We start from the raw sequence: 25,314 nt of genomic DNA on the forward strand, positions 1-25,314 counted from the left end.
TGTAGCATTTCCTCTTTGCTCATTATATACTTCTCTTTACCATTTTTTCACACCTTTTTCATATAGCCCTCCTGCTAAAAATATATTATTCTTTTTTATAACATGTGTAGGGTGACTTATCATTTCTTACGTCTATATAATAGAATGCGTCAAAAAGGAGGGAGAGACCGATTGAGGAAAAACAATTAGTTGCAAAAGCACAGCAAGGAAGCGAACATGCTTTTCGTATCCTTGTACAAACATATCGTCATTATATTTTTCAAGTTATCTTTTCCATTTTAAGACATGAAGAAGATGCTAAAGATGTTACACAAGAAGTATTCGTAAAAATTCACGCCTCTCTCCCAAATTATCAATTTCGCGGATTAAAAACGTGGATGGCACGTATTGCCACCAATCACGCTATTGATTATAAGAGAAAAAAAGCTAGAGAAAACGAAGAACTCTCCTTATGTAAAGAAACTGCGGAAAATATAAGATCCTCTCATAATATTGAGGCTTTATTATTGACGAAAGAGCAAAAATTGCTCATTGCTCAAAAACTGAGAGAACTTCCCGACAATTATCGTGACGTCGTTCTCGCACATTACTTAGAAGAAAAAAGTTATCAAGAAATTGCTTTTCAGGAAAACATCGAAGTGAAAACGGTCGAAATGAAACTGTATCGGGCAAGAAAATGGATTAAAAAACATTGGAAGGAGGAAGAGTTTCTATGATGCATTATTCAAAAGAAGATTGGCGCAATTATACATTAGATGTTATATCAAACAATGAACGTGAATCTATGGAAGAACATCTTTATGAATGTGATCATTGTTTAGCACTTTATATGGAAAGTATTGATGAACAACATGAAAACCTTCCAATGATAAATGATGATTCATTTACGAACGAAGTTATGACGCAAATTAATTTTGAAACGTTACAGCCTAATGAAAATATAAAAACAAACTCACTAAAGCGCACGATTATTCACTACATAATTGCGACTGCGGCTACAATTATTTTTATGGTAAGTGGTTTATTCCAGTATATTTTCACAGCGACATCAAATTTCGAGAAATCCTCAAAACATAACGAGTCTTCTATCTCACAACAAATTGTAAACAAATCGGTAGACACATCAAAAAAGGACGGAGGTTCAAAGCATGAATAAAAATCCCTTTTTAGCACTTGTATTAGGGCTAATTCCTGGGCTTGGACATTTATATTTAAAGAAATTTGGACGATTTATTTTATATAGCGGAGGGGCTTTATTTCTATTTATCTTTGCAGCATTTTGTACAATAGCATTAGGAGCGCGTGATATTGCTTTTCTTTCTCTATTTTTACTAGTCGTGTTATGGGTAATCAATTTATTAGATTTAGTTATCACTATTATTAATCAATCGAAAAAACAAGCAGCCGGAGAATTTACAGAGTCCTCTAAAGAGAGCGAACGATTTTATATCATTCTCCTATCCATCATTCCTGGACTTGGACATTTCCAATTAGGACTTATGCAGCGAGGACTTACATTTTTAGTAGCTTGTACAGGAATAGGAAGTATGATTATATTCGTTGCACTCTTAACATCTCAAGAAAGTTTCCTTATCTTCCTTATTACGCTACCTGTTTTATGGATTTATAACTTCTTTGATGTTGTTCAACAACTACAGAAAAAAGAACGCGGAGAGCAACTAGATGACCGTACTATTTTCGAAGAGTTTGAAGAGCACCGAGAACAAGGAAAGAAAAATAAAACATTCGCTTCCATTTTAGCAATGTTTCCTGGAGCAGGACATATGTATTTAGGCTTACAGCGCCGTGGTCTTCAGCTTATGGCAGCCTTTTTACTATCTATTTATTTGCTCGACTTATTAAGACTTTCTGCGTTTTTATTTTTAGTACCAATCATTTGGTTCTATAGCTTTTTTGATGCGTTACAGCAAACTGCAAAATCCGGAAAAGAACGTGTAAATGACGAACCTATCATTGACTATTTTATCAATCATCAAAGATGGATCGGTATTGGTTTAATTACACTCGGTGGTTATTATTTATTAGATCAAACAGTCCTTCCTATTTTGAATGATTATTTTGTAACTATATTTAATATTCATCTTAGCGAACTATATTATCGCTATTTCCAAACATCTATCGTTTCCCTCCTTTTAATTGGCGGCGGCTTTAAATTGTTACTTGGAAATAAAGAAAGAAAAGGTGGTACAAACGAATGAGAACATGGCGCGTTGGAACATTCTCAATGGGGCTTTCCATTATTACATTAGGTTGTTTCTTACTATTTTCAGTCATTAAAGGCACTCAAGTATTGGATACATTAACAGCATGGTGGCCTGTTTTACTTATTATACTTGGCGCTGAAATTTTACTATACCTTCTATTTTCTAAGAAGGAACATTCATTTATTAAATATGATATTTTTAGTATTTTCTTTATCGGAGTTTTAGGAAGCGTTGGAATTGCTTTTTACTGTTTATTATCTACTGGATTACTAGAAGAAGTTCGTCATTCTATTAACACAACTAGGCAAACGAGTAATATTCCAGACGGACAACTTGATATACCTGAATCTATCAAAAAAATCGTAGTGGATGCGGGGCATCACCCTCTAACAATAGAGGGAAATAATACAAATCAAATTCACCTTCTTGGAACATATGAAATGACGACGAAAGCAAATGAAAAACTCAATTTAAAACAAGAGGATTTCCTTTCAGTTCAAACAGCTGGAGAAACGATGTATATAACTTTAAAATCATTACCGGTTCAGCATACCTTATTTAACTCCGCACCACAGGTGAAACAAACGCTCGTTCTTCCGCAAAATAAAAATGTAGAGATTCGCGCTTCAAATAACGAACTATCTCTTTATCCAGGTCAATTACAAAATAATTGGTTTGTACAAGAAAGTTCAAATGTATCTGTTCATTTAGCAAAAGAAAGTGATGTATCTTTAATCGCCATAACAAACAAAAAAGAAACTCACGGAAACACACCTTGGGAACAAGTAGAAGATTTAACGAAAAAAGAAAATAATTCTTCAGAAGAAAATCCAGAATTAAATGCGCAAGAACATTGGTATAAAAACTCGATAAAAACAGGAAATGGGACGTACAAATTAAATATCGAGAAAGCTTATAATATAAATATGAGTATTATCGAAAAATAAGAAACCTTCCACAATTGTGGAAGGTTTCTCTCATATAATCGCTTTTATTCCTTCTAAAACTAATCCAATCATAAAACCACAAACAGCCCCGTTCACACGAATCCACTGCAAATCTTTACCAACATTATTTTCAATCATTTCGATTAATGTTTTGTCATCTAACTTATCAAGGTTTTCTTGCACAAGCTTTCCAATTTTCGAATGATTTTTTTCAACAATAGTAACAACTTGTTTTTGTAACCAATCTTCTATTTTTTGAACAGTCAGTTCATCTTCTTTTATTTTATTCATTTGTGTTTGTAAGAATGGAACAACATATTTATCGGCAAATTCTTCATTCTTGACAAAGGTAACTGCCCTTTGTTGTACTTGCTCAAGCATCTCTTTTATTTTGTCAGTAGCATCCCAATTGGTAATCCATTTTTCTTTCCAATTCTCTAATTCCTGTAATAAAGATTCATTTTCTTTTACATTTATAATTTCTTGACGAATCTTCGCTAATATAAGTTGTCTTGTGCTATTATCAGCATCTTGCAAGCTGTTAATATTGCTAATAATAAACTTTTGCAAAATGCCTCCAATTTTATCTTCATCTACAATATTCATAAATGATTTCAAAGTAAACTGCAGGAATCCATCTACTTTTATGTTTTCCATCGCCTTCATACCTAAGCTTCCTAGCTGATAACGTGCTTCATCTTGAGCTGTCCAATCTTTCACCTTTACTAATATGTAATCAAGTGTTTTTTCATCATATTCTTGCACAACTAATTGATCAACAAGCACTTGTAATATGTTACTTGTATTAATTGTATGCAAATACGTTTTTAATTCTTTTTCAATAATAACTGCTAATTTTTCCGTATCTATTTGAAGAATCGCTTTCTCAGCAATTGTTACAATTCCTTTTTTCACAGCGTCAGACTGTAACTCTTTCTCAGCAATTTCCAGTACCATTTGTGCTAGCTGCATTTCTTTTACTTTACTTGTAATACTTTCTTTCGTCAGCCATTCATTTTCTAACGTAGAAACGAGCCCCTTTGTTACCCGCTTACGATTTTTAGGTAATAATGCTGTATGCGGAATTGGGATTCCCAACGGATGACGGAATAAAGCTGTAACCGCAAACCAATCCGCAAGTCCACCAACTAACCCCGCTTCAAATCCCCCTTGAATAATCTCTCCAGCTACCGTTCCTTGAAAAGGGATCGAAGCCGCAAAACCTACGCCCATAACCCCAAGCGAAATACCCGCTATATATTTTGTCTGTAATGACATCGTATACACACATCCTCTTATTATGTAAAATAACGCTTTTTTATTATATTTAATCGATATGAATAATCCTTTATAACTATACTATAAAGAACTAATGTGAAAATAACAAAGATTTTTATGTACATGAAAAAATGAGGCTTTAAATCGCCTCATTCTTCCTTACTCTGCTTTCGTTAATTCCGAACCTTTTTTATAATAACCACTCATCACGTCTTCTGGAACCATACTACCGCCAGTTCCCCACACAATATGAGTACCATTCTTCACCTTTTCTGTTAACCTATATTTTTGTAAATACTCATTTTCAGCTTTACATACATTCAATGGCCCTACCATACCTGCTAACGCAGAAGGCTCTAAATAAACATTTTCAGTATCAGCCAGTTCTTTTAATAATCTATATAACTCTTCATCACTTACTGTGTAATTTCCACTCAAAAATGGTTCCATCGTTTTACCGACAAATCCAGAGGGTCTTCCTACCGCAAGTCCATCCGCATCTGTTACATTATCAATCCCGATATCTTGAACGGCAATTTTATCATGAAGTCCAGTCATTAAGCCGAGTAGCATACACGGAGAGTGCGTAGGCTCAGCAAAGAAACAATGCACATTGTCTTTATACAATAACTTTAAGCCGAATGCTACTCCGCCAGGTCCCCCGCCGACTCCGCACGGAAGATAAACGAATAAAGGGTGTTCTTCATCTACTGCAATCTCTAACTCTTCTAATTGTTTTTGTAAACGCGACGCTGCTACTGCGTATCCTAAAAATAAATCATGTGAGTTTTCATCATCAACAAAATAGCAGCTAGGATCTGCATCTGCTTGCAGTCTTCCTTCTTCTACTGCTTTACTATAATCCGCTTCATATTCAATAACATTTACACCTTTACTTCTTAGTAAATCTTTTTTCCATTGTTTCGCATCTGCTGACATATGAACAGTTACATTAAATCCTAGTTTTGCACTCATAATCCCAATGCTCAGTCCTAAGTTTCCTGTCGAACCTACTGCAATAGAATATGTTGCAAAAAACTCTCTACATGTATCGCTATCTAAAATGGAGTAATCGTCTTCCTCCGTTAACATTCCATGCTGAAGTGCCAATTGTTCAGCATGTTTCAACACTTCATAAATGCCGCCCCTAGCTTTTATTGAACCTGATATTGGAAGATGACTATCACATTTTAATAATAGTTCTCCCAATATTGGCTGCCCGTAATTTTTCTCTAAAGACTGTTTCATAGAAGGTATTTTCACTAAAGGAGATTCTATAATGCCGCCCGTTTCTTGTGTTTCCGGAAAAACTTTCGCAATATATGGTGCGAAGCGCTTTAATCTCTCTTCCGCATCTTTTACATTTTCTTCATTTAGCGGCGAACCCTTTATAGCCGTTTCATACTTTTCTGTATTCGGATTCATCCAAAATACTTCTTCCGTGGCAATAAGGTTGTTTAATAATGGGTATCGCTCTTTTAATGCCTCTATCCCCTTCATTTCTCTTCCTCCTCATATTCTTGTAGCTAGCCATATAATAAATTATAATTAAATTAATTTTAATATAGTTTAACATGAAATTCAGTTTTAGTTAATTTTAATTTAATTTATTTAAATATAATTTAATAATAATTAAGGAGCATTTATTATGGAAAATATAGATATCGGTAAAAAAATTGAAAAACAAAGAAAAGAAAAAGGATTAACTAGTAAAGAACTAGCAAAGATGGCCGAAATCACACCATCAATGCTTAGTCAAATTGAACGTGGTTCTGCTAACCCTTCCATTCAAACATTAAAGGTACTCGCAAAAGCTCTTGACGTTCCAACATTTAGTTTTTTACTTGAGGAAAATAATACAGACGATCTAATAGTGCGCTCTAATAAAAGAAAAAAAATGATTATCGATAATTTATCATATGAATTGTTGTCACCTGATTTCACAGGAAATTTAGCAACAGCAATTATGACTATCCCACCGAATACTGCTTCATCAGAAAATGTTCTAGAACATAAAGGAGAAGAATTAGCATTTGTATTAGACGGGAAAATCACATTGCACTTAAATGAAGAAGAATACACATTAGAAACTGGTGATAGCGTAAAAATACCAGCTTATTTAAAACATAAATGGGTAAATCAATTCGAGAAAAATGCGATTGTTTTATTCTCTGTTACTCCGCCAATTTTTTAATTCATGTGATGATAAAAAAATAACCATGCATGGATGCTCTCCGTACATGGTTATTTTTATTTTTTTGGTACTAACAAAATCCCTAAACTAATAACAAAAAAACTGAGTATTTGCTGTATTGAAAGACCAAATAGAACTGAATTTTGTTCACTAATAAGCGAAATAATGATATGAGCAATTCCTTCGCAAATTAGAAAAACACTTATATTCTTTCCATTTCCTAATCTTTCATTTTTAATCCATAACGAGCCAATTATACAGAGTGCGAGTATAATCTCATACACGAAAATAGGATGATATGAAAATTTTGATTCATATATTTTCATCCCCCATGGGAGTGTCGTTTGTATACCTACTTCTTGATGGAATAGAAAATAAAAGATAATACTTACACACAATCCAAAGGGTAATGTATCAAGTAAAATTCGAAGAGAAAATTGCTCTTTTTTACTTTTCCAAACAATGTATATACTAGCCATAATAAAACCTACTATAATATGTTGAATACTTCCTACAGCTAATAATGCTTGCACCGGCGCCCCAATGGCCCATACTGGATTTAAAATTGCCGGTGCGAATTTCCATACTAATACAATGATAAGAAAACCATTCGTTACTGCATCCATCATTTTTTCATATTGAATATTTTGCTTTTTCATCCTTAGTTTCATCAGAGTAAATCCAAATAGACTTCCTATTATAAGAGAAACTGGTTGTAGCCTCACCATCCACTCCATCACTATGAAATCCCCTCTTAATTCTCAATTATTTTCTTAAACTTCTCTTCTAATTGATCTGGAGGTAATACACCTCGTGCCTGATCTACAATAATTCCATCTTTATTAACAAAAAATGTCGTTGGTAAAGAAAATACTTTATAATCTATTCCAGCTACTCCGTCCATATCTAATAGAACAGGAAATTTAAATCCATGGCGATCTGCGAATGCGCTCGCTTCTTGTACTGGATCCCCGATTGTTGCATTTACCGCAAAGATTTCAACATCCTTTTTATATTTATCATACAAACGAACTAGGTCAGGAGCCTCCATTTCACATGGGCCACACCATGATGCCCAAAAATTAATAACATATGGTTTTCCCTTTGCATCATTTAACGAATACAGCTTCCCGTCCAATCCTTTTAATGTTATGTTTGGTGCTTTAAATCCCACTTGTGGCAATACTTCTTTCTCTTGTAACTCCGCTTGTTTCGCTTTTCTTTCTTTTTCTTCTTTCTTTGTATTATAAAAATTAACCCCTGCCCAAATTAGTGCCCCGGCCAGTATAATAGCAATTAGTTTCTTCATTTTTCTTCCTCCTCATTTCTAAAATCCTGTAAATCCACCAAATATACGAATAAAGAATGCTGTAATTTTCGTCATTTGATTTGTATATAATAAAACCCCTGTTAGTATCATCATTCCACCGCCAATTTTCATCATGACATTGGCATATGTAACAATCCATTTTATCTTTCCAATAAAAAATGCCATCACGAAAAACGGAACTGCAAATCCAAGGGTGTACGCTGTAATATACAGAAGCGCACTTTCAGGATTGGTCGCACCGAGCATAAGCACTGCAGAAAATATCGGTCCAACACACGGTGTCCATCCTGCTGCATATGTCATGCCGACCAAAACTGAGCGAATATATCCTGTCGATTTACTTCTATATTGTACTTTTTTCTCTGCCATAAGCCACTTAGGCTGAATCACTCCAGTCATAAATAGCCCCATCAAAATAATAAATATCCCACCAATTTGCTGAATTAGCCTTTGATTAGATGAAAAAGTGATCCCAATCCAGCTTACTGATAAACCTAACGCATAAAAAATAACCGAGAAACCGATCATAAAAAATACTGTATGTATAATCGCTGACTTTTGCATAATTCCACGATTTTCTTTTAAATCTTGAATAGAAACGCCTGTAATATATGATAAATAAGATGGATATAGCGGTAAAGAACATGGTGATATAAATGAAAGTATCCCAGCCCCTACTACTAGCCAAATTGTTAAATCCGCCGCATTCATTTTATTCCTCCTAAACACACTACAAATCGTAGTGTTAACTATTAAAAAAAAGAGGCTATATGCACTCTCCAACAATAAGTACAATCGACATACAAAATAGCCCTAACGTTACATATACTGAATTCGTATGTAATGGTATATTCAACTTAATAACTTTCTCATTCAACACTTGCTCAATTCGTAAATTAATTGCAGTTTTCGCAAACGAAGCTGTAATACATTGATTTTCCATCGTCTTTATTTTAATTAACTTTAATAATGCACTACCTAGCTCAAATGAAGATTTCATTTTTTGCATCGCATATTTATCAGCTGATAGCTCCTGATACACATGATAACGCTGCAGCATTCCTTTTAATATAGGAATGTACATCATTCCTTCAGCTAACAATGTAAAGAAAAATAACTTTAATGGATCTCGATTTTTTTGATGATATTCCTCATGTAATACAATCGCATCAATTTCTCCCTCTGAAAACGCCTGAAATATTCCTTCTGAAATGACAATTTTCGGTCGAAATAATCCAATTGTAAATGCCGTAATCTGTAACGTTGATAATACGTACACTTGCTTTCCTTTTCTAGTAATAGACACGAGATCTCTTTTCAATTTTTTACTATAAAAAAACTGCTTCCAAATTCTTTTACTTATAATGATTACAGTAAACAACAGTAATCCGGCTATCATAATGCGGAGTGTTGATAATTCCCTCATATGTTTTTGCAATTCAAATAAACAAAACTGTGAAAGAAAAAATGCTTTATTTTGAAAAAGAAATGGGTATGTGACGTAGTATACTAACATACTAAAAAAAAGAACACTAATAGTCACTGCTAACAAAATGATTTTACGCATTTGCCACTTCATTTTATCTGTCCTCTTTTTTTAGCTGACTTAATTTCTCTTCTAATTTTTTTATTAAAGATGGATCAGCTTGTTCTAACTCATCTATCATATGGTTCACAACAAGATCTCCAAATTCACCCATTAATTCCTGTGTCATTTTCTTCGTTTGATTAGATAAAAATGCTTCTTTCGTTTGTGTAGTACGATACATACCACTTCTTTTCACGATATGCTTTTCTAAATGTGCTTTCTCTACTAATCTGTTCATAACTGTCATTACAGTATTAAAATTCACCAGGGATTCTTCACTTAATTTCTGTTGCACATCTTTAATGGTAATACCCTCAGTAGCCCAAATAATTTCCATTATTTTCGCTTCAAGCGGTCCGAAAAAGTGATTTAACCCTTGCTCATTTAACTTGTAGTTTTGAGTAAACATCGTATGGCCCCTTTCACACTACAGATTGTAGTATAAAATATATAGAAGGTCAAACATGAATGATATTAACTGATACTTAAATGGATCCTCATCTCCACTAATTAGTTATCTGTACCGCGTTCGATTCATTGTAAGCCTAACTTCTCTCCAAATGTATCATAGAGATAATATTCTAATATTTGCGCACTAAATTTCTCATTACGCCCGAGTGCAAATAATTCCCGATCTTTTGCTACGACAGTATCTAATGGAATTACCACATTATCCACTATTTTTGTAATTTCAATTATATTACTTTCTACGTTTACTTCTGTTTTAAATTCAATATTTTCTAATACTATATGTGAACGTCTTCCTGATGCAAAAAAAGTAAAGTTAGGGTTTTTAAAAATGCCAATTTCACTCTCTAACGGATATAAATATTTAAAAATTATATCTCTGTGTCCATCTTTTATTATTTTTTCATCTTTTTCATCATCTAAATATTCTTTCACCTTCGCTGCAAACTCAAATCGAAAATCCACTCTTTCACGCTCCCTCTTTTCATTCTACGCTAATAAATATATTAATATAATTTTACCATATTATGAAGTAATTTCCCATTAAAAGTAAAAACTACTTTTGTAAAACCTCTGGTATTCCCCGTACTTTTTAAATATAAACACTCTTTCAATATTAATTAGTACGTCGTTATATTCATTTAAACATATTGTTTCCATACTTTGAAACAATATTATCCAGTATTATATATCAATAAAATGAAACTTTAATCAGTGGGGGTTTTGTTCATCCCCCACTGATTATTAGCCCACACCAATCGGGCGTTTACGGGCAGCAGGGCTTCCACCTAACTGCTTTGCTCCAGCCGAATTTTGAGGCAGGAGTCTTACTGCCCGCAAATAGCGGGATAAACTGCTTCTAATTCCTTTCTATCACAGCTATCGACTCCTTATGCTATTTCAATATATTGTTCACTTTATTTACCCTTATTCATTAAATCACAGAAGGAATGTAACTCACCGCTATCGAATTTTTACATAACAAATATTATTAGGTGGTGCTTTACTATGAAATTAGCTGTCATTGGTGGCGGTGATTTACAAGATCCAAATCACTTGCATATTAATGAACGACTTATAGAATTAACAAATAAACAATACCCAAAAGTATTATTCATTCCAACAGCTAGTCGTGATGATGAAGGATATATAAAGTTATTTTTAGAAACGTTTGAAAAGCGATTACATTGTGAGGTTCAAATTTTACGCTTTATAACCGAAACACCTACTAAATATGAAATAGATGAGATGATTCATTCTGCCGATTTAATTTATCTTGGCGGTGGGAATTACGTTCATATGCTTGAACAATGGAAAGAACATAAACTAGATGAAAAGTTACTATTTGCTTTAAAACGTGGAACACTTATTGCAGGATATAGTGCCGGTGCGATGTGCTGGTTCACATCTAGCATTCGTTCAGATTATGAAGGTTCTGGTTATATAGAAAGCAGTGGCTGGAGTATTGTTAACAAAAGATTTTGCCCCCATTACAATCAATTAAATAGAATGAATGCCTTCCACACATTTTTACAAACTCACCAAGGTAATATAGAAGGCATTGCATTAGAAGATAATTGCGCTTTATATATTACAGAAGGTTCATTTGAAATTATCGGTGAGCCAGATACAGCTTGGGAGTTTTATATGGATAATGGAAAACTCATTAGACAACATTTTGACATAACTTTAAAAAGTTATTTATAAGCATTCATTAACAAAAAATGTCCCTAAGTATATAGGCTTAGGGACATTTTTATCTTTTAACTCACTAATCTTGTAATTCGTTTCTTCTGCCATGAAAGCTTATAATATGCATACTGTAATATTAAGCTGACGATGAATGCCGCTGGATATCCAACCCATATTCCTTCTATACCAAGGCTCGTATGATAAGAAAGATAATACGCTACAGGTACTTCAACAAGCCAGATTGATACAACACCAATCACAGTTGGCCAAAGTACTGTACCACTTGCTCGCATTGTCGCACTAATAATTTGTGCATGACCGAAAATTAAGTAACTCCATAAAGTAATCATAACTAAGCTATGAGCAATTTCAATTGTAGTTTGACTTGTCAAAAATAGTGCTAAAATATCTCTTGAGAATAAGTAAATAAGCGATATTAATACACCACCAATGATATAATTCATGATAATTCCGGCCTTAACAACTTTCTGTAATCGATCAAATTGGTTTGCACCAATTGATTGCGCTGCAAAAATTGATACGGTAATGCCGAGGCTAACTGCTGGCATTTGTACATAACTTGCAACTTGGTTCACAACACCATACGCCGCTGTTGCATCTGATCCATAGCGATTCACAAATGCGATTACCGCAATTTCTGATAATGAAACTAATATCATATTAATACTCGCTGGAATACCAAGTCGTAATAATAACTTTAATAACTCCCAGTCCATACGAAGATATTTTCTGACTGTAGCGTCTAATTGCAGTGGATGATTTTTCTTCTTTAAATACAATAGCATGACAATAAACGTAATAACTGTAGATATAACTGAAGCATAGGCTGCTCCGTAAACATCTAATTTCGGAGCTCCTAACCAGCCAAAAATAAGAATTGGTAATAAAATCATATTTAGCGCTGTACTTACGATTAAAAAGTAAAATGGCGTTTTTGAATCTCCTGTACCTCTCATAAATGTTGTATATGCAAAATATAAGAATAACACTGGCATAGATATAAATAAAATTCTTGCGTAATGCACACTTATTTCAATAATATTTTCTGGCGTTCCCATAAGACGCATAATATCCATCGCAAAAATACTACCTATTATCGCCAACACGACTCCGATAATAAAAGTAAACGTAAGCGTCGTACCAACGATAGCTTTTAAGCGCTCCTCATTTTTAGCACCAAATGCCTGACCAATTAAAATTGAACTACCAGAACCAATTCCAATTACAAATGAAACGAGTAGGAAAAACAACGGGAAAAATGCCGATATAGCTGCTAGATCATTTACGCCAAGCCATCTTCCTACTACTACCATTCCAAATAACTGTCCAACTGATTGTAATACATTACTTAAAAGTAACGGCACTAAAAACATGGACATCGATTTCCATATCGGCTTATGTTCTGTTTCTGACTTCTGTGACTCTACACCTTCTTTATTGTTATCTGTAGGTGGTTTCAAATTTCATTTCTCCTTTTATTTAAAATCTGCACAGTTAAATCCGTGCTCAAATAGTTGTAATTACTCCAACCATTTCTATACTGTTTGCTCGTTAAAGTAATTGCCTCTTCCACTCACTATTTTCAAATCCATCATAGAACTTTAACATATTTTTCGTATCTGTAATCCTCTATCTCTTTGTATAGTTGTTTTTATTATGTGCATCTATTCATTTTCTTCTCTTCATTCTTATAACTTCACCCAATATTGGCTTCCATCAGCTGTTCTATCTAAAAAACCATATTCGATTAAATATCTTCTCAAAGTTACAAAATCCGGATATATATTTTCTAAAACTGTATTCACTTCTTTTTCAGTATACTTTTTATTACTATCGAATTTCTTCACTAAATGACGTAATATAATCAATTTACGCTTTTGCTTTTTCGGAAATTTAGAAAGCGGTCCATCCAAACCTTCTGTAAAATGCACTGTTAAAACTTCAGCATTTTCTTCCTCTGTAATATTGTATCTATCATCCACCATCGTAGCTGTTCTATGAATCGGTACAAATTTAGTTTGAACTTTTGATTTTTCTTCTGACAATTCCATTAACGCTAAAAATACTTTCGCTTGCTTCATTTTCTCGCGCAATGTAAATCGATGATTGCGAATCGTCGACGTGCTCCCGCCGTCCATTTCTTTTACAATCTCTTTATCGTTAAGTCCCATATGGAAAAACTGAACCATTTTCTTTTGCAAATCAGTTAAACCTGTAAACTTCTTATCAAGATTTAATAAATATTCAAACATAGACGTATGCTCATTTTGAATATGCAACTGTACAAACTTCTCTGCTTCATACAAAACTTGATTTTCTTGATAAATAACCCCTTTAATAAACGTTTCTCCACAAGCTAAACAAATATACTCCTCTGCTACCTCGTCAAATACATACCCTTTCTTCAATTCCTCTACCGACGCATCCCAAAACTTCTCTGATATATCACTCATACTAAACACTCCTTCAAAATGTTTATTTAAAAACAAACAAATTACAATAACGTTTATTATCACTTCATCATCTTAACATATAAAAAGTAAACGTTTCAATGTTTCGTTTACCTATTTTACAAACTTTTATAAAAATGTTTATCTAACTATGATAAATAGGACTTATCACACCGAAAAACGAATGTATTTTAACAAACTAATTATTATGGGATGTGAAACAAAACATGACTACTATTCAAGACCCTTCCAGCATTCAATTTTAACTACCAAAAAGGTGTTTCCGTATATGGAAACACCTTTTACCTTTTATATATTTTATAAACAACCTCTACTAAAACTTTACTTGCTTGTACAAATACATGTTTTCGATTTCCATCCTCAACGAATCTATTTGAACAACCACTAATCATCATCATAGAACAAATTATGACTATTACTTTAATGCTTTTTCTGCAAATCATTGTATGCAACTCCACTTTTGTAAAACTTCATTTAAATTTACCCCATCAAAAAAAGTTTACACGAATAATGAAACGTAAAAATATGTAATGTTGCATATTTTTACGTTTCATTACAATATTGTGATTTAATTATTTTAATAACTGGTATACCGAGGTGATTCACTTGAAATTTAAAGCGAAAAAAAATCCATTTCATATCCTTTTAATCTCATTGTTTTTAGTTGTTTTTTTCATTTCCCTATTCTTTCAAAATGAGAATTCCATTTTTTTCACTCTCATGATGCTCTTAAATATCGTGAATCTCTCTTCTTTCTATTTTTCTCATTACAAAATAACGGAATCTGCCCTTGTTGTTAAACATGGTTTCATACTCCGTACTGAAATTCCATTTGAAGATATACGCCACATTAAATACTCTGGTAAAAAGCTTCGTTCAGAAAATTGGACAAGACAGCAAATAGAAATTCATTATAATTTATTCGACTCAGTAACATCTTTCGTACCACAAGAAGAGGAGAAATTCATTTCACTCTTAAAAGAAAACTGGCCAAATGTGAAAATAATCAATAGCACCTCAAATGAATAGTTTTGTTTGAGACAGTTCTTTTCTATTAGGATAACTATATAAGAATTGAATATCCTCCCCAAGCAAAACCGCCGTTTACATATTTATTCTCCCCTCAGGCTAACTACCCAATAGTTAGTCTATTTTTTATTACATAAAGATACTACCCCTCCATCACAAACAAACGATACGAACATACACTATTTCTAAAAAAGTAAATTTCTACACAAAATGAATGAAAGGTGCTTATTATGTATGAGTTAAGTTATGAAGGATTAACAGGTGAAATTATTACAAGATATGATTGTGAGTATGAAGAAGCTAGACAAGAATGGAATCGAGCTATTCAAAAGTTTCCTTTAGCTATCATTTATTGTTTTACGAAATGGGATGTTAGTAATGCGATTATTTGGGCGAGAAAAAATGAAATTTCTATTCGCATTCGTTCTGGTGGACACCATTATGAAGGATATTCTGCCGGAAACAACGTCCTCGTAATTGATATAAGTAAAATGAACTGTATGCAGCTTAATGAACATAAAAATACATTAGTCATTCAAGGTGGTGTTCAAAATAAACAAATCTATGACCTTATCTCTTCAAAAGGTTATCCATTTCCAGGCGGAACTTGTCCAACTGTTGGAGTAAGTGGATACACTTTAGGCGGAGGTTGGGGCTATTCTAGTAGGTATTTCGGCCTTGGTTGTGACAATTTAATAGAGTTAGAATTAATCGACTATAAAGGTAAAGTAATTACAGCTAATGAAACTTACCATAAAGACTTATTTTGGGCTTGTCGCGGGGCAGGTGGCGGAAATTTTGGCATCGTTGTTTCGTTAACTTTTAAGCTCCCTCCAATAGTTGATAAAGTTACTTTCGTTGAACTATATTGGCCTAACGCTTCAGTAGACATCCAAAAGGAATTTCTTCACACATGGCAAAGCTGGCTAGTAAATTTAAATAGTAAAATGACAATTGGTGCGAGCATATACAACTCTGCTGCGGAAGGACTTGCAATATATGGACGAGGTTTATATTATGGTACCCCTGAAGATGCAGCATTCATTTTACAAGATTTAGTCAATATAAACGGGGTGAAGGTGAATTTACAATATATCAGCTTTCTTGAAGCAATGGACATTGTACAATCTTCATATCCACCGTATGAACAATTTAAATCTACAGGCCGGTTCGTTCATAAACAATATAACGAGGAAGAAATCGAAAAAATTATTAGTCTTATTGAAGATAGAGCTTCCGGCAGTATTTTTGCAGCTTTAAGCCTCTATCCACTTGGAGGAAAAGTTCAGGATGTAGATCAAGATGCGACCGCTTTTTATTACCGTGATGCACATTATATTATCGGCATTCAATCTATATGGGAAGATCCAATCTTTAAAAAGGATAACTCCCAATGGTTAGAAAAACGATTTGACTATATAGAATCCATAACAGAAGGCTCATTCGTCAATTTCCCATACAGCGATTTGAAAGATTATATGGACGCTTATTACGGAACACACGCGAACAAATTAAGAAAAATTAGTAAAAAATATGACCCTTTATGCGTATTTACTTTTCCACAAGGAATTAAAAATTAATATGCGATAAAGTGAAACTTTAATCAGTGGGGGTTTTGTTCATCCCCCACTGATTATTAGTTGAACCAATCGGGCGTTTACGGGCAGTTGATCTCCCACCTAACTTCTTTGCTCCAGCCGAATTTTGAGGTGGAGGTTTTACTGCCCGTTAATGCGGGATAAAAAAGCCAAGATTCTAAATTAAGAACCTTGGCCTCTTCTATTATTCTTTCGGAGCGATCATTTTTTTCGGGTCTACAATTTCATCAAATTGCTCTTCTGTTAGTAATCCCGATTGCAGTGCTGCTTCTTTTAAAGTTAATCCATCTTTATGGGCATGCTTCGCAATTTTCGCGGCATTTTCATACCCGATATGTGGGTTTAGTGCTGTTACAAGCATTAATGAACGATTTACATTTTCATTAATTACTTCTTCATCTGCTTCAATACCAACTGCACATTTATCATTAAATGAAACTGTTGCATCAGCTAATAAGTGAGCAGATTGCAGGAAGTTGTAAGCAATAACGGGTTTGAATACGTTTAGCTCAAAATTACCTTGGCTCGCAGCAAATCCAATTGTTGTGTCATTCCCCATAACTTGTGCTACAACCATTGTTAGCGCTTCGCTTTGCGTTGGATTTACTTTCCCTGGCATAATAGAGCTTCCTGGTTCATTTGCAGGAATAATAATTTCCCCAAGACCACTTCGTGGACCACTTGCAAGCCAGCGCACATCGTTAGCTATCTTCATTAAATCAGCAGCTAATGCTTTTAATGCTCCGTGTGCAAATACAACTTCATCATGGCTCGTTAACGCATGGAATTTATTTGGTGCAGAAACAAATTGTTTACCTGTAAACAGACTAATTTCTTCTGCTACCATCTCACCAAATTTAGGGTGCGCATTAATTCCAGTTCCAACCGCAGTACCACCAATTGCTAATTCTTTCATATATGTATTGCTATCTGCAATCATACGCTCTGTTTTTTCAAGCATACGGTGCCATCCGCTAATTTCTTGCCCTAACGTTAAAGGGGTTGCATCTTGTAAATGCGTACGACCGATTTTAATAATATGTTCAAATGCAGTTACTTTTTCTGCTAATGTTTCTTTTAATTTCGTAATAGCTGGTAATACATGATTTTCTACCGCAATTACACACGCTACATGAAGTGCTGTTGGGAACGTATCATTTGAACTTTGAGACATGTTCACATCATCATTCGGATGAATATGTACGTCAGATCCCTTTTCTTTCAAAATTTGATTACCGCGGTTTGCAATTACTTCATTTACATTCATATTCGATTGTGTACCACTACCTGTTTGCCATACGACAAGTGGAAAATGTTCATTCCATTTTTCTGCGATAACTTCATCAGCAGCTTCCGCAATTGCTTGTGCTTTTTCTTCTGATAACTTCCCTAATTTTTGATTGCTAATCGCTGCACTCTTCTTTAAAATCGCAAATGCTTTTACAATTTCAAGCGGCATATGCTCTGTTCCAATCGGAAAATTTTCCTTACTACGCTGTGTTTGTGCTGCCCATAATTTATCAGCTGGAACTTTCATTTCTCCTAATGTATCTCTTTCAATTCTGTACTCCATTTTTTCATCCCCTTGAAAATAAAATACCTACATTTCTCATTTTAACAGACTTCCATACAAATGATAAGAATTCTCACTCGTATGTATAAAAAAAATACCTTCTGCGGTGGCAGAAGGTATTTTTTTATGATGCTTGCTTCCCTTTTTCAACGTCATCTACATACCAAATAAATTTCCCTGTATATCCGTAAATAACCGCCAAAATTAATGAAACGAAGCTTAACCACATAAACGGAACGTATGAGAACGTTGCTACACCTAAAATACCAGCCATAAAAATACCATTATCCGACCACGGAACCATACCAGAAGTTAACGTTCCACCTACTTCTGAGTTACGCGCTAATACACGGCGGTCTATTTTTAATTTATCATAGCTATCTTCCATAATTTTCGGTGTTAAAATAAGTGATACATACATCGCACAACCAAATATATTAGCTAAGAATGCCACGATTAATGTAGACAATGTTACATTACCTGCAGAATTTAATTTCTTCTCAAATTTTGATACGATTACTTTTAGAACACCTAGCTTTTCAAGTAGTCCACCAAAACCTAAGCCGAAAATAATAACGGCTACTGAACTAAGCATACCGTTAATTCCACCACGGTTTAATAACTTATCAACAAACTCGACACCAGATTGAATTGAGAATCCGTTATATGCTGTTCCAATTGCCTCTCCAAAGTGCATCCCTTGGAAAAGAGTTGCCCAAATTGCACCAATTAAAGCTCCCATAGCAATTGTTGGCATAGAAGGTTTCTTCAGCGCCAATAGCACAATAACGATTACAGCCGGAACAAGCATCCATATTTTAATATCAAATTGCTTTAATAAAGCTTCTTTTAAAAACTCTACTCTATTTAAATCTACATTATCCCCGCCATACATCCATCCAGCAACAGTAAACATAATGCTGGTAATAATAAAAGCTGGAACGTCTAATACGAGCATAGCTCGAACGTGAGCAATAACATCTACTTTTGCCATAGAAGCTGCAAGAACTGTGCTATCAGAAAGTGGTGATAATTTGTCTCCAAAATACGCTCCTGAAAGAACTGCACCTGCAACAAGCGGAAGTGGTAATCCAAGCCCTTCCCCAATCGCCATCATAGCAATACCAGCTGTTCCAACTGTTCCCCATGATGTTCCTGTCGCGATAGAAGTTATTGAACAAATAATTAAAGTTGCCAATAAGAATATGCTAGGGTGAATGAATTCTAATCCATAATAAATTAATGTAGGTACAACCCCACCAGCAATCCATGTTCCAATTAAAGCTCCAACTGCAACTAAAATAAGAATTGCTTCTAATCCATTAGAAATCCCTTTCGTAATTGCATCTTGCAATTCTTGATAACGAAATCCTAACCTTAATCCAAGCGCAATAACTAAAAACCATGAAATAAATAGCGCTAATTGAATTGGGAGATTAAAAAACGTTTGGAAGGAAAAGACGACAGCAAGAAATAGGAATAAAAGAATGATGATTTCTAGCATCGAGGGTAATCTTACACTTTTCATTTTTTTCTCTCCTTACAAGTCGATAACATGATGTATGTAGTCTTACGTGTATGTAGTATACAATTAGCGAAGACAAAACAAAATTTTCATATTATTTCGATTTATTTTTCCAGTATAATATATTCACAACCCTTTCTATTGTAAAAGTAGATTGCGCTTTTCGCAATGAAAAATATAAAAAATGTTGTATTTTATTTATCACGCTATTTGTAGCAAGTAAAAATCTCCTAATAATAACTTTTTTAATATTTGTCTTAACAAAACTTTTTATTATGATCCTCCCCTTATAAGAAGTGCTATATTTCCCCATAAAAAAAGCACACATCATTACCATGATGCGTACTCCACTATTATCTATACATATTTTGTATTTCTTCTTTATTTTTAAGTATTTCTGCAAACTTATCACTATAACCTTTTGGAAATCACATTCCAATTCCATATAATTTCAACATTTTTTCATTTACATAGTTTGTTACATAGGAATATTCAATCCGATGAACTTTATTTTTTCAAGGTCACATCAGAAATAATCATTGGAATATAGGAACTTTCCCCTTGGGGCCTTTTTACATTCGTATCATAATGAATGGTAAGAACTTTTATTCCTTCTACATCTACTGCAACTGGTTCCATCGGACTATTTTTGTTGATTTTCTTTTCGAAAATTGGTGTTCCTACAATTTGTTTCGTTACCTTATCCACTTTATAATCGTCCCCATATACACGAACAATATAATCACCTGTATGAACACTTTGTCCCTCTCCAGCCCCCATATTGAATGTTACAGTTTTGAAATCACTCGCAATTTGATATTGATAAATTCCATATCTATTTGTATCACTTCCTAAATCAAAATCGGCACCAACTACTTTCACAGCATCATAATGCGATTTTCCACTCACATCTTTAAATCCATAAATAGAAGGGGATTTATTACTCCGATTTGTTTCTATCGCGGGGAATCCAGTCAATGATACTTCATCCAATTCTTTTCCTGTTGCTAAATTAAAGGCATACAGTGTGCTTTCAACAGAGAAATAAATGACACCATCTTTTTTACCCATTGTCTCTTTCAAACTAATTGTAGATTCAAATGGGATTTTTGTTCCCGCAAATAAAGAACTTGTTTCAGATTTAATCCCTACCTTTGTTGAACTTACATAACGTGTAACAGGCTGATAGAAAGAAATTTCAGGGCGGTCTTGTATATCTTTTTTCAAATCTAAAATACCTGCAATTTTTATCTCTTTATAATTTGGCGACAATTCAATTGCTTTTACTTCCACATCCATGTCTTTCCCTTCTTTTTTCATGGATAGACCACTATATGATGGTGTATCAATTGCTTCAATACCTGGAATGTCCAATGTTCCACTTGATGGTTTTAATTGGATTGTTTTTTTATCTTTTTCCTCATAACGACCATCTGCTTTTCTTTCGAATACCGCATCCATACGAACAAGCTTTTTACCACTAAAATCCTTATCCAGTTTATATAAATGCACTTCTCCTTCTTCAGTAACACGTGTTTCTATTTTCATTCTATCTACAAATACATCACTTGTACTATCTTCGGCAATAACAGTAACTGCCATATTATCCTCATCTAAATGAGCCATTTCCCCTTCATATCGTAATGCTAATAGTGTATACCCTGTTGCTTTATCTTTTGCATACCCTAAATACCGAATCGCTCCACTTTCATTTTCATATAAAAGTTGTTCTTGTTTTTGGATTTCTAATGGAGCTTTTGCATATGTAACGTTTGGTTTCACTTCTTTTACTTTCTCACTTTGTTCTTTTACTCCATCTGTTTTTTTCGTTTCTTCCTGCTTCGATTCTTTCATGACTTTCTCTTTTTCTTGACTTCCACAAGCTGCCATTCCAAAAACCGTCGCAATCGTTAGAAGTGAAATCCCTATATAACGTTTCATTCTTTTCCTCCTCTATATACACTAATCACATAAACCAAAACTACGTTCAACCAACTTTTTCAAGTGAATAGGTTCTATCAAAATGATACAAACAAAATTTCTTGAAACCCTATCACCGTTCATCTCATATCATTGAAATAACGAATATCTCAACTGAAAGATTGCTTGTTATTTCGTGAGCACGATCTTTTCTTTTTTATTCGCCATCATCATTACCAATAGAATCATCCATCTCATTTTTTTCATCGTTTACCCCCATAAACATTTTGAAAAGCGTTTTCCTCATACCTCTTTCTAGGCATTGTATTCACAGATACCTATCTCGCATGAGCCCATTTGTCCCCCATATCTTATTAATATGTGGAAACCTGACCATAAACACACTTTTAGGTGTTATCAAATATCAAATAATACTTATACAAGATTGGATTATAGAAGGTGTATTACAGCCTGATGAAAAAATTAATGATAGGGAATTGGCAGAAGCACTTGGAGTAAGCAGAACGCCAGTTAGAGAGGCTTTACAAATTTTAGAGCTTTCTAGTCTAGTGGAAATGGTACCTGGCAAAAAACGAAAATTGCTCCTATTAAAGTAGAAGACATATCTATCATTTATGAGACGATGGCTGGTCGTCACTCAATTATTGGAAAGTAAGCACTCCAAAAGCAAAATGAAAAACGAATGGAACAAATAATGTCTCAAAACTAGCTCCGTCCCATGAAAGAAATACAAAAAATAATTTCTATAAAATAATAAAGCTGGTTACACAAAAGTGTAACCAGCGCCTTCTTTCATAATCTATATGCTATGCCTGAATATCTGCGTAATCTTCCCTATCTTCATACTCTTTTTCCAATTCCTCTAAAGACAGCTCGTATAATTGTCGTTCGCGAATCTTAAACACACCTGCTCCAATTAACTCATCAATTAAATGCCTCTTACGATTTTCAACAGCAAAACGGAGTTGACTACTCATCTTTTAAAAAACTCCTTTCTACGATCATTGAAAATGATAATCTTTATCAATTACCACTTTTGATTATAAAAGATGATTCTTAATAAGTAAAGTAATCTTATGAAATATTTACCTTACAAAGTATTTGTGGCCACATTATATATATGTATGCTGTGCGAAAAATGTTATGACACTTTTTATAATCCTTTTTCTTTCATACTTTGCAAGTTGTCTCACTATGGTTAAATTCACCTTCTATTTCAACTTGAATGGTGACATGTTCTACATGAAATTTTTCCTTTAATACATCCGTTGCTTCTTTCAATACACTTTGCGTTTCATTACCTTTAATAATAAGATGGCAAGTTAATACTTGAAAATCTGATGTTACAGACCATATATGTAAATCATGAACTTCTTTTACAATAGTAATATTTAATAATGTATTTTTCACCTCTTCAGCATCTATATGCTGTGGTGCGCCTTCCATTAGTATATGAACTGTATCACGTGTTACACGCCATCCACTTATAATGACTAAAATAGACACAAGAATACTAGCAACCGCATCTGCGGCATTCCAATCAAAAAATTTAATAAGCAACGCAGCAATAATTGCTCCGACTGAACCTAATAAATCGCCTAGTACGTGTAAGAAAGCACTTCTTAAATTCAAATTCCCTTTCACATCTCCGCCTCTCATTAATATCCAAGCTGATACAATATTAATAAGCAAACCAAGTACAGCAATAATGAGCATCCCATTACTAGCAATCTCCACTGGCTCTTTAAAACGACGAATTGCTTCAATAAAAATATATATCGAAATAACAATAAGAACGACACCGTTACATAATGCCGCTAACATTTCGACACGCTTATACCCGTATGTTTTTGCAGCCGTTGCCGTTTTCTCTCCAAGCTTGAAGGCAAGTAAGCTTAAAGCGAGAGATACTGCATCACTTAACATATGCCCCGCGTCAGATAATAGTGCTAAGCTATTTGTTACAAATCCCCCAATAACTTCAGCAATCATAAAGCTTGTTGTTAATAAGAAGGCAATTAATAACGCTTTTTTATTTTTTGAATGACCGTGATCATGTGAGTGTCCCATACAAATGCTCCTTTAAGTGCAATTTCTGTATGTTAGTATGAAACACATTCCCTATCTTTATCCCCCATTAACGCCCGATAGTGAATGCTACTAATCTGTAGAAGATGAACAATACCCCACTGATTAAAGTTTCACTTTATCCCGCTTCCTCTGTATACACACTTCGCTTTTTTTCAAACAAGTCCTTTTTCTCAACAAAAAATAAGACTACTTCTTTTTCAGCTTCATATTGTTTACTAATGAAAGAAATTTGAAGGGGGTTATTGAATTGAAACGACTATTTCTCTGTATGGAACGTGAACTTATTGTTGTAAAAGAACGATATGGTAACTATGAAACCGCATATCACTTACAAAATATGCAACCTACTTGTATCGCAGTTGATCCATTCCAAAAGAATCGTGTATATTGCGGCACATTTGGACGAGGTTTATGGCTAAGTGACGATGGCGGAGATTCGTGGAAACCAATTGGAGATTCATATCGTTACTTTGATTTCCCGAAAGAAGATGGGATTTTACACTCTTCGATCACTTCCATTACGATAAGCCCTAATGAACAAGTTAACGGATATGGCGTCGTTTATGTAGGAACAGAACCTAGTGCTTTATTCCGTTCAGAAAATGGTGGTGAAACGTGGACTGAACTTAAAAATATGAAATCATTATTATCTTCTTATACGTGGGCTTTCCCGCCTAGACCTTTTACCCATCACGTACGCTGGATTACAATTGATCCAAACAATCCAAATACAATCCACGTTTCAATCGAAGCTGGTGCTGTTATTCAAAGTAACGATAAAGGGCATACATGGATTGATAAAAAATTCGGTGCCCCTATCGATGCTCATCAATTACTCATGCACCCTGAAGCCCCAAATCGCCTTTATGCATCATGTGGTGATGGGTTTATGGGCGGACCTGATCGTGCCTATCTTGAAAGTTATAACAGTGGAAACAGCTGGATCTCATGTAGTGAAGGACTTGAACATTATTATTTATACAGCATGGCTATCGATCCAGCTGATTGTAATACAATTCTCGTTTCTGCCGCACCGAGTGCTGATCTCGCTCATCACCGTATTCCTTATGAATCTTATATTTATCGAAAAACGAAAGATACTCCTTTCGAGCAAGTACAGCAAGGACTACCTTCTGCAATTGGTACAGTCATTTCGATGTTTGCGACAAATCCGGCAGAACCTCACACATTTTACACTTTAAATAACAATGGCATGTTTCAATCCAATGATAGCGGCGAATCGTGGGAACAACTACATATTCCTTGGAAAGGTGAATATAAAACGCAGCATCCGCATGCGTTACTCGTTACTAGTTCTTAACGAAAAAAAGACTGCCTAATGG

25 protein-coding genes and 2 pseudogenes are annotated in these 25,314 nt (G+C 34.2%); 10 read left to right on the plus strand and 17 right to left on the minus strand.

The features are described from left to right. Positions 1-275 precede the first annotated feature (275 nt). From JTF23_RS00565 to exsE, 4 genes are read left to right on the plus strand one after another with little or no spacing between them, the layout of a single operon-like run. The gene (locus JTF23_RS00565; protein WP_229183425.1) at positions 276-716 is read left to right on the plus strand and encodes an RNA polymerase sigma factor; all 441 of its coding nucleotides are present in this window, start codon (positions 276-278) and stop codon (positions 714-716) included. After that, on the plus strand, positions 713-1,156 hold the full coding sequence (locus JTF23_RS00570) for a hypothetical protein (RefSeq protein WP_002126705.1): 444 nt from the start codon (positions 713-715) through the stop codon (positions 1,154-1,156). Before JTF23_RS00565 ends, JTF23_RS00570 begins: the two co-directional genes overlap by 4 nt. Then, positions 1,149-2,219, plus strand: coding sequence for a hypothetical protein (locus JTF23_RS00575; protein WP_204207868.1), 1,071 nt, complete (start codon positions 1,149-1,151; stop codon positions 2,217-2,219). Before JTF23_RS00570 ends, JTF23_RS00575 begins: the two co-directional genes overlap by 8 nt. Continuing rightward, complete coding sequence (gene exsE, locus JTF23_RS00580; protein ID WP_204207869.1) at positions 2,216-3,172, plus strand: exosporium protein ExsE; 957 nt, start codon at positions 2,216-2,218, stop codon at positions 3,170-3,172. The genes JTF23_RS00575 and exsE overlap by 4 nt, the downstream gene beginning before the upstream one ends. 30 nt (positions 3,173-3,202) lie before the next feature. On the opposite strand, the gene JTF23_RS00585 is transcribed toward exsE, so the two are convergent. Both JTF23_RS00585 and JTF23_RS00590 read right to left on the minus strand, forming a co-directional pair. Continuing rightward, positions 3,203-4,450 carry a DUF445 domain-containing protein gene (locus JTF23_RS00585; protein ID WP_002158418.1) on the minus strand — a complete coding sequence of 416 codons (1,248 nt, stop codon included), beginning with the start codon at positions 4,448-4,450 and terminating at the stop codon, positions 3,203-3,205. Positions 4,451-4,609: 159 nt separating this feature from the next. Next, a complete protein-coding gene (locus JTF23_RS00590; RefSeq protein ID WP_204207870.1) occupies positions 4,610-5,950 on the minus strand; it encodes a D-serine ammonia-lyase in 1,341 nt (446 codons plus the stop codon). 148 nt (positions 5,951-6,098) lie between these two features. On the opposite strand from JTF23_RS00590, the gene JTF23_RS00595 reads away from it, so the two are divergent. Next, positions 6,099-6,644: a helix-turn-helix domain-containing protein gene (locus JTF23_RS00595; protein WP_088078268.1), complete on the plus strand. Its 546-nt coding sequence runs from the start codon at positions 6,099-6,101 to the stop codon at positions 6,642-6,644. Positions 6,645-6,700: 56 nt separating this feature from the next. Here JTF23_RS00595 and JTF23_RS00600 read toward each other — a convergent pair whose 3' ends face one another. The 6 genes from JTF23_RS00600 to JTF23_RS00625 all read right to left on the minus strand — a co-directional run bounded on the left by JTF23_RS00600 (position 6,701) and on the right by JTF23_RS00625 (position 10,495). Beyond that, the gene (locus JTF23_RS00600; RefSeq protein ID WP_131231641.1) at positions 6,701-7,384 is read right to left on the minus strand and encodes a prolipoprotein diacylglyceryl transferase family protein; all 684 of its coding nucleotides are present in this window, start codon (positions 7,382-7,384) and stop codon (positions 6,701-6,703) included. Positions 7,385-7,398: 14 nt separating this feature from the next. Continuing rightward, positions 7,399-7,953, minus strand: coding sequence for a TlpA family protein disulfide reductase (locus JTF23_RS00605; RefSeq protein ID WP_088078266.1), 555 nt, complete (start codon positions 7,951-7,953; stop codon positions 7,399-7,401). Positions 7,954-7,971: 18 nt separating this feature from the next. Then, on the minus strand, positions 7,972-8,685 hold the full coding sequence (gene ccdA / locus JTF23_RS00610; RefSeq protein WP_204207871.1) for a cytochrome c biogenesis CcdA family protein: 714 nt from the start codon (positions 8,683-8,685) through the stop codon (positions 7,972-7,974). 55 nt (positions 8,686-8,740) lie between these two features. Next, the gene (locus JTF23_RS00615) at positions 8,741-9,553 is read right to left on the minus strand and encodes a M56 family metallopeptidase (protein WP_204207872.1); all 813 of its coding nucleotides are present in this window, start codon (positions 9,551-9,553) and stop codon (positions 8,741-8,743) included. 1 nt (position 9,554) lies between these two features. Beyond that, entirely contained in the window at positions 9,555-9,971 is a 417-nt protein-coding gene (locus JTF23_RS00620; protein WP_002158426.1) for a BlaI/MecI/CopY family transcriptional regulator, read from the minus strand. A 125-nt stretch (positions 9,972-10,096) separates the two neighbouring features. Continuing rightward, positions 10,097-10,495 carry a DUF3942 family protein gene (locus JTF23_RS00625; protein WP_204207873.1) on the minus strand — a complete coding sequence of 133 codons (399 nt, stop codon included), beginning with the start codon at positions 10,493-10,495 and terminating at the stop codon, positions 10,097-10,099. 543 nt (positions 10,496-11,038) lie between these two features. Between JTF23_RS00625 and JTF23_RS00630 the strand changes: the two genes are divergently transcribed. After that, positions 11,039-11,737, plus strand: coding sequence for a peptidase E (locus JTF23_RS00630; protein ID WP_078173092.1), 699 nt, complete (start codon positions 11,039-11,041; stop codon positions 11,735-11,737). Positions 11,738-11,793: 56 nt separating this feature from the next. Here the strand turns inward: JTF23_RS00630 and JTF23_RS00635 are convergent, their stop codons facing one another. The 3 genes from JTF23_RS00635 to JTF23_RS00645 form a co-directional block, all read right to left on the minus strand. Then, positions 11,794-13,203 carry an MATE family efflux transporter gene (locus JTF23_RS00635; protein WP_204207874.1) on the minus strand — a complete coding sequence of 470 codons (1,410 nt, stop codon included), beginning with the start codon at positions 13,201-13,203 and terminating at the stop codon, positions 11,794-11,796. Between the two features lie 228 nt (positions 13,204-13,431). Further along, complete coding sequence (locus JTF23_RS00640; protein WP_204207875.1) at positions 13,432-14,196, minus strand: DUF2087 domain-containing protein; 765 nt, start codon at positions 14,194-14,196, stop codon at positions 13,432-13,434. A gap of 299 nt (positions 14,197-14,495) precedes the next feature. Then, positions 14,496-14,657, minus strand: a complete 162-nt coding sequence (locus JTF23_RS00645) for a hypothetical protein (protein ID WP_204207876.1) — start codon at positions 14,655-14,657, stop codon at positions 14,496-14,498. A 163-nt stretch (positions 14,658-14,820) separates the two neighbouring features. Between JTF23_RS00645 and JTF23_RS00650 the strand changes: the two genes are divergently transcribed. Further along, on the plus strand, positions 14,821-15,243 hold the full coding sequence (locus JTF23_RS00650; protein WP_204207877.1) for a PH domain-containing protein: 423 nt from the start codon (positions 14,821-14,823) through the stop codon (positions 15,241-15,243). Positions 15,244-15,473: 230 nt separating this feature from the next. Next, positions 15,474-16,823: an FAD-binding oxidoreductase gene (locus tag JTF23_RS00655; protein ID WP_204207878.1), complete on the plus strand. Its 1,350-nt coding sequence runs from the start codon at positions 15,474-15,476 to the stop codon at positions 16,821-16,823. 202 nt (positions 16,824-17,025) lie between these two features. Here JTF23_RS00655 and fumC read toward each other — a convergent pair whose 3' ends face one another. From fumC to JTF23_RS00675, 4 genes and pseudogenes are all read right to left on the minus strand, one after another. Next, a complete protein-coding gene (fumC, locus tag JTF23_RS00660; RefSeq protein ID WP_002202490.1) occupies positions 17,026-18,414 on the minus strand; it encodes a class II fumarate hydratase in 1,389 nt (462 codons plus the stop codon). Between the two features lie 124 nt (positions 18,415-18,538). Further along, positions 18,539-19,942: a Na+/H+ antiporter NhaC gene (gene nhaC / locus JTF23_RS00665; RefSeq protein WP_204207879.1), complete on the minus strand. Its 1,404-nt coding sequence runs from the start codon at positions 19,940-19,942 to the stop codon at positions 18,539-18,541. A gap of 350 nt (positions 19,943-20,292) precedes the next feature. Next, positions 20,293-20,367: pseudogene (locus tag JTF23_RS00670) on the minus strand (class I SAM-dependent methyltransferase); the annotation flags it as partial. Positions 20,368-20,446: 79 nt separating this feature from the next. Continuing rightward, on the minus strand, positions 20,447-21,880 hold the full coding sequence (locus tag JTF23_RS00675) for an NPCBM/NEW2 domain-containing protein (RefSeq protein ID WP_204207880.1): 1,434 nt from the start codon (positions 21,878-21,880) through the stop codon (positions 20,447-20,449). Between the two features lie 416 nt (positions 21,881-22,296). Here JTF23_RS00675 and JTF23_RS00680 point away from each other — a divergent pair. Further along, positions 22,297-22,532, plus strand: a pseudogene (locus tag JTF23_RS00680) (GntR family transcriptional regulator); the annotation flags it as partial. A gap of 154 nt (positions 22,533-22,686) precedes the next feature. Here the strand turns inward: JTF23_RS00680 and fbpA are convergent. Continuing rightward, positions 22,687-22,857, minus strand: a complete 171-nt coding sequence (gene fbpA / locus JTF23_RS00685; RefSeq protein WP_204207881.1) for a Fur-regulated basic protein FbpA — start codon at positions 22,855-22,857, stop codon at positions 22,687-22,689. 193 nt (positions 22,858-23,050) lie between these two features. Beyond that, a complete protein-coding gene (locus tag JTF23_RS00690) occupies positions 23,051-23,950 on the minus strand; it encodes a cation diffusion facilitator family transporter (protein WP_204207882.1) in 900 nt (299 codons plus the stop codon). A gap of 268 nt (positions 23,951-24,218) precedes the next feature. On the opposite strand from JTF23_RS00690, the gene JTF23_RS00695 reads away from it, so the two are divergent. Then, complete coding sequence (locus JTF23_RS00695; RefSeq protein ID WP_204207883.1) at positions 24,219-25,292, plus strand: WD40/YVTN/BNR-like repeat-containing protein; 1,074 nt, start codon at positions 24,219-24,221, stop codon at positions 25,290-25,292. Positions 25,293-25,314 lie beyond the last annotated feature (22 nt).

Origin of the sequence: Bacillus sp. RIT 809 (assembly GCF_016892495.1) — a bacterium.
GTDB classification, from domain to species: domain Bacteria; phylum Bacillota; class Bacilli; order Bacillales; family Bacillaceae_G; genus Bacillus_A; species Bacillus_A cereus_U.

Coding starts and splice junctions, on each gene's coding strand:
- exsE (WP_204207869.1), top strand. CDS start 2,216: ATGAGAACATGGCGCGTTGGAACATTCTCAATGGGGCTTTCCATTATT.
- fbpA (WP_204207881.1), bottom strand. CDS start 22,857: ATGAGTAGTCAACTCCGTTTTGCTGTTGAAAATCGTAAGAGGCATTTA.
- JTF23_RS00595 (WP_088078268.1), top strand. CDS start 6,099: ATGGAAAATATAGATATCGGTAAAAAAATTGAAAAACAAAGAAAAGAA.
- JTF23_RS00645 (WP_204207876.1), bottom strand. CDS start 14,657: ATGATTTGCAGAAAAAGCATTAAAGTAATAGTCATAATTTGTTCTATG.
- JTF23_RS00575 (WP_204207868.1), top strand. CDS start 1,149: ATGAATAAAAATCCCTTTTTAGCACTTGTATTAGGGCTAATTCCTGGG.
- fumC (WP_002202490.1), bottom strand. CDS start 18,414: ATGGAGTACAGAATTGAAAGAGATACATTAGGAGAAATGAAAGTTCCA.
- JTF23_RS00570 (WP_002126705.1), top strand. CDS start 713: ATGATGCATTATTCAAAAGAAGATTGGCGCAATTATACATTAGATGTT.
- JTF23_RS00605 (WP_088078266.1), bottom strand. CDS start 7,953: ATGAAGAAACTAATTGCTATTATACTGGCCGGGGCACTAATTTGGGCA.
- JTF23_RS00675 (WP_204207880.1), bottom strand. CDS start 21,880: ATGAAACGTTATATAGGGATTTCACTTCTAACGATTGCGACGGTTTTT.
- JTF23_RS00615 (WP_204207872.1), bottom strand. CDS start 9,553: ATGAAGTGGCAAATGCGTAAAATCATTTTGTTAGCAGTGACTATTAGT.
- JTF23_RS00585 (WP_002158418.1), bottom strand. CDS start 4,450: ATGTCATTACAGACAAAATATATAGCGGGTATTTCGCTTGGGGTTATG.
- JTF23_RS00630 (WP_078173092.1), top strand. CDS start 11,039: ATGAAATTAGCTGTCATTGGTGGCGGTGATTTACAAGATCCAAATCAC.
- ccdA (WP_204207871.1), bottom strand. CDS start 8,685: ATGAATGCGGCGGATTTAACAATTTGGCTAGTAGTAGGGGCTGGGATA.
- JTF23_RS00690 (WP_204207882.1), bottom strand. CDS start 23,950: ATGGGACACTCACATGATCACGGTCATTCAAAAAATAAAAAAGCGTTA.
- JTF23_RS00655 (WP_204207878.1), top strand. CDS start 15,474: ATGTATGAGTTAAGTTATGAAGGATTAACAGGTGAAATTATTACAAGA.
- JTF23_RS00590 (WP_204207870.1), bottom strand. CDS start 5,950: ATGAAGGGGATAGAGGCATTAAAAGAGCGATACCCATTATTAAACAAC.
- JTF23_RS00640 (WP_204207875.1), bottom strand. CDS start 14,196: ATGAGTGATATATCAGAGAAGTTTTGGGATGCGTCGGTAGAGGAATTG.
- JTF23_RS00620 (WP_002158426.1), bottom strand. CDS start 9,971: ATGTTTACTCAAAACTACAAGTTAAATGAGCAAGGGTTAAATCACTTT.
- nhaC (WP_204207879.1), bottom strand. CDS start 19,942: ATGAAAAGTGTAAGATTACCCTCGATGCTAGAAATCATCATTCTTTTA.